General features: G+C 50.2%; 5 protein-coding genes. 2 read left to right on the top strand and 3 right to left on the bottom strand.

What is annotated here, in order from left to right; genetic code table 11:
- The 3 genes from BFJ94_RS25565 to BFJ94_RS00015 all read right to left on the bottom strand — a co-directional run.
- Positions 1–530, bottom strand: a 530-nt coding sequence (locus BFJ94_RS25565) for a transposase (RefSeq protein WP_229717264.1), incomplete at its 3' end; no start/stop codon positions are given.
- 141 nt (positions 531–671) lie between these two features.
- Positions 672–923 carry a hypothetical protein gene (locus BFJ94_RS25260; protein ID WP_162944077.1) on the bottom strand — a complete coding sequence of 84 codons (252 nt, stop codon included), beginning with the start codon at positions 921–923 and terminating at the stop codon, positions 672–674.
- Positions 889–1266 carry a MerR family transcriptional regulator gene (locus tag BFJ94_RS00015; RefSeq protein ID WP_120460041.1) on the bottom strand — a complete coding sequence of 126 codons (378 nt, stop codon included), beginning with the start codon at positions 1264–1266 and terminating at the stop codon, positions 889–891. The genes BFJ94_RS25260 and BFJ94_RS00015 overlap by 35 nt, the downstream gene beginning before the upstream one ends.
- Positions 1267–1443: 177 nt before the next feature.
- Between BFJ94_RS00015 and BFJ94_RS00010 the strand changes: the two genes are divergently transcribed.
- Together BFJ94_RS00010 and BFJ94_RS00005 are read left to right on the top strand one after the other, a co-directional pair.
- Positions 1444–2289, top strand: a complete 846-nt coding sequence (locus BFJ94_RS00010; RefSeq protein ID WP_120460039.1) for an SDR family oxidoreductase — start codon at positions 1444–1446, stop codon at positions 2287–2289.
- A 12-nt stretch (positions 2290–2301) separates the two neighbouring features.
- On the top strand, positions 2302–3171 hold the full coding sequence (locus BFJ94_RS00005; protein ID WP_120465023.1) for an alpha/beta hydrolase: 870 nt from the start codon (positions 2302–2304) through the stop codon (positions 3169–3171).
- Positions 3172–3198: the final 27 nt, after the last annotated feature.

The raw sequence follows: 3198 nt of genomic DNA, 5'->3' as shown, positions 1-3198 counted from the left end.
TTCTTCGCCACAACAGGGGGCTCCTCGGGAATAGAGAAAGCGTCCCCTACCTCCATGGTGAGCTGCGAGCCGCCCGCGTCGTTGTCGTCGTCATCGCGATCTCGCTTGGACGATTTCGGTTTCGCCTCGACCTCTCGCTCTGCTTGCAGCGCGGCTTGGGCGATCCAGTCGTTGACTTCAGCTAGGATTTCCAAGCCGAGCCGTTCCCGAAAATGCGTGAGCAGGGAGTGATGAAACGGCACTTTATCGACATACGCGGTGTAGCCCAAGAAGAACTGCAAATATGGATTTTCCTGGATTTGTAAGGTGGTCTCGCGGTCACTTAAACCAAGGCGCTCTTTGATGATGAGCGAGCCGAGGGCGATACGTGCCGAGTACGCCTTTTGGCCGATGGCTGGAGACTTGAACGAGCTCACATATTTCTCTTCTACTTTGTCCCAAGGGATGATCGCCGCAAGCTGCACCCACCGATTGGTTGGATTTAATTTTCCGCCAAAGGGCAAATAGAAGTTTTCCAACAAGTCTGCCATATCTCGATTCAGCACGAACACTTTCGCTCACTCCATCTGCAAGGTTTTTTACCGATTTTCCGTGTTTTCTTTGCAGATGAATTCGACAATAGTGCCTCTAAACCCTTGTGAGATAAGGATTTTTTGATTATTCAGCAAGCCCTAATTATTCTTGGCTTTACGGGAATAGCCGGAATAGTTGGAATATTTGCTTGGTGGAGATTTGCCGAGCAACAATAAACGTGTGAAGGGAAAAAACAAAAACCATATCAGTACTGTTGACCCCAAATAACGACCATTCTCCAAAATAAAAGCTTGGTAGTTGGCCTCGCCAACCATGCCGGCGCTGCATTCAGCAGCGCTGACCATTTCCCGCCAATCAGGGCAGCCTGTCAAATTTGTTTTCTTGGGCATCGATTAACGCCAGCTTGTAATTGAGCTTTTCCAGCGTTTTTATCAGTCGTGCTATTTGTTCCTCCACTCTGCTTTTTTGGTTGGCCAGCATCGTTTTTCTTAAAGGAAGTGTTCGATCCCCGCTCTTGTACAGCTCAACATATTGTTTTATTTCCGCCAAAGGCAAACCTGTTGAACGAAGCGCTTGTACCATCTCTACACAATCGACGTAGTGGTCGTTGAATTTACGCACCCCGTTAGCATCCCGGTCAACCGCCGGCAATACGCCTTCCTTCTCATAAAAACGCAACGTATACGGGTTAATGCCCGTTTTTTTCACCACTTCTTTCATCGTATAAGCCATAAGCGTTCTTCACCGCCTTTGAGTGTTAGAGTTACTTTCATTTATTTTACAATCTGAACTTGCTATCAGTCTATCATCCCCTTGTCCATAAGGGATCGAGTTTTGGATTTGACTTAGAGCGGCTTCAACCCGGTAAGCTAAGGAAGAAAACAAAAATGATGAAGAGGAGGATCTTCAATGACCAAAACGGTATTGATTACCGGGAGTTCGACCGGACTAGGGAATACGGCAGCGAAGAAGTTTGCCAATGAAGGATGGAACGTGGTTGCGACGATGCGCAAGCCGGACCGGCGCCTGGCGGAGGAAAATCCCGAGCGGATTTTCGTAACCGAACTTGATGTGACTAAGCCCGCCACCATCGAGGCGGCGATTGCGGCAGGGATCGCCAGGTTCGGCCGGATCGGCGCCGTCGTGAACAACGCCGGAGTCAGCATCCTATCGATCTTTGAAGCAACACCGATGAATGTGATCCGCGGGATTTTTGAGACCAATGTCTTTGGTGTCATGAACGTCATCCAGGCGATTACCCCTTATTTTCGCGAGCAAGGGGGCGGAACCATCGTCAATGTCACTTCGAACGTGGGTTTTGTATCCAATCCGCTTCTGACGGTCTATGTGGCCACCAAGCATGCCGTCGAGGGGCTGTCGGAATCGCTGTCGTACGAGCTGGAATCGCAAAATATCTCCGTCAAACTTGTGGAACCCGGAGCTATGCGAACCACGAATTTCGCGTCGAACACCATGGCCGCCGCTAAAGACGTATCCATTCCACAAGCGTACAAGTCTTATTTTGATCATATGATGAACTCCATGATGAATTATCCGTTTGATAATGCGGATGAGAACCAGGTTGCGGATCAGGTTTACGCCGCTGCGTGCGATCCGTCGAACCGGCTGCGTTATCTCGCGGGTCCGGACGCGGAAGAAACGGCTAAACTGAGATGGTCCCAGTCGGAAGAAAAATACATGGCAACCATGCGGGATCTGCTGGGACAAACGGCGTGGCGAAACAGCCAGGGGTGACATTCAATGAAAATGGAAGAAAGAGTACATCCGGAACTTAAAAATATGTTTTCCCTTTTACCGGAAGCCGTTTACACCAGGGAGAATTTAGCGGCCAAAAGGCAAGAGATGCAAGAGTTTGCTGCCGGTACGGCAGCCTCGCTGCCTGTTAATGACGCAGTTCTGACCTCGGAAAGATATGTTCCGGGCGCGGCGGGGGATCCGGATGTCCGGATCAAAATTTACGAACCGAAAGTGAAGAATGGACCGCTTCCGGGCGTTCTGTATATTCACGGCGGCGGCTATATCCTCGGTTCTGCCGATATGATGGACCCCGTCTTGCAGCATCTGGTATCGGAAATCGAATGCGTCATCGTTTCCGTGGATTATCGGCTGGCTCCGGAGCATCCTTTTCCGGCTCCGCTTGAAGATTGCTACGCCGCACTTCAATGGTTCTCCGAACACGCTGAAGAACTGGGGAGCGATTCATCCAGAATCGCGGTCGTGGGCCCCAGTGCCGGCGGCGGATTAACGGCTGCCGTTTCCCTTTTGGCAAGAGATCGAAACGGCCCTTCGATCCTGTTCCAAATGCCTCTTTATCCGATGCTTGACGATCGAATCATAACCAAGTCCAGCAATGAAATCACGGATGACAGAGTGTGGAGCAAAGCCAAAACCCAATTGGCATGGGAAATGTATTTAGGGGAACAAGGTGAAGCATCTCCATATGCCGCACCGGCGCGTGCAGCCGATTTGTCGGGACTTCCGCCTATGTACACTTGTGTCGGTGACCTGGATCCGTTTCGCGATGAAACCATCGACTATGTGCTAAGGCTTACGCAGGCCGGTGTACCAACGGAATTTCATTTGTATCCCGGATGTTTTCAAGTTGAGTCCGTATAATTGTGTAAAAACAGCATCTCTCTAAAA

Origin of the sequence: Paenibacillus aceti (genome assembly GCF_003614185.1) — a bacterium.
Lineage (GTDB): Bacteria > Bacillota > Bacilli > Paenibacillales > Paenibacillaceae > Fontibacillus > Fontibacillus aceti.
This window is presented reverse-complemented; position numbering and strand designations above follow the sequence as displayed.

Bases quoted from the DNA above. Each gene is read 5' to 3' on its own strand.
- BFJ94_RS00015 (WP_120460041.1), bottom strand. From the start codon at position 1,266: ATGGCTTATACGATGAAAGAAGTGGTGAAAAAAACGGGCATTAACCCG.
- BFJ94_RS00010 (WP_120460039.1), top strand. From the start codon at position 1,444: ATGACCAAAACGGTATTGATTACCGGGAGTTCGACCGGACTAGGGAAT.
- BFJ94_RS00005 (WP_120465023.1), top strand. From the start codon at position 2,302: ATGGAAGAAAGAGTACATCCGGAACTTAAAAATATGTTTTCCCTTTTA.
- BFJ94_RS25260 (WP_162944077.1), bottom strand. From the start codon at position 923: ATGCCCAAGAAAACAAATTTGACAGGCTGCCCTGATTGGCGGGAAATG.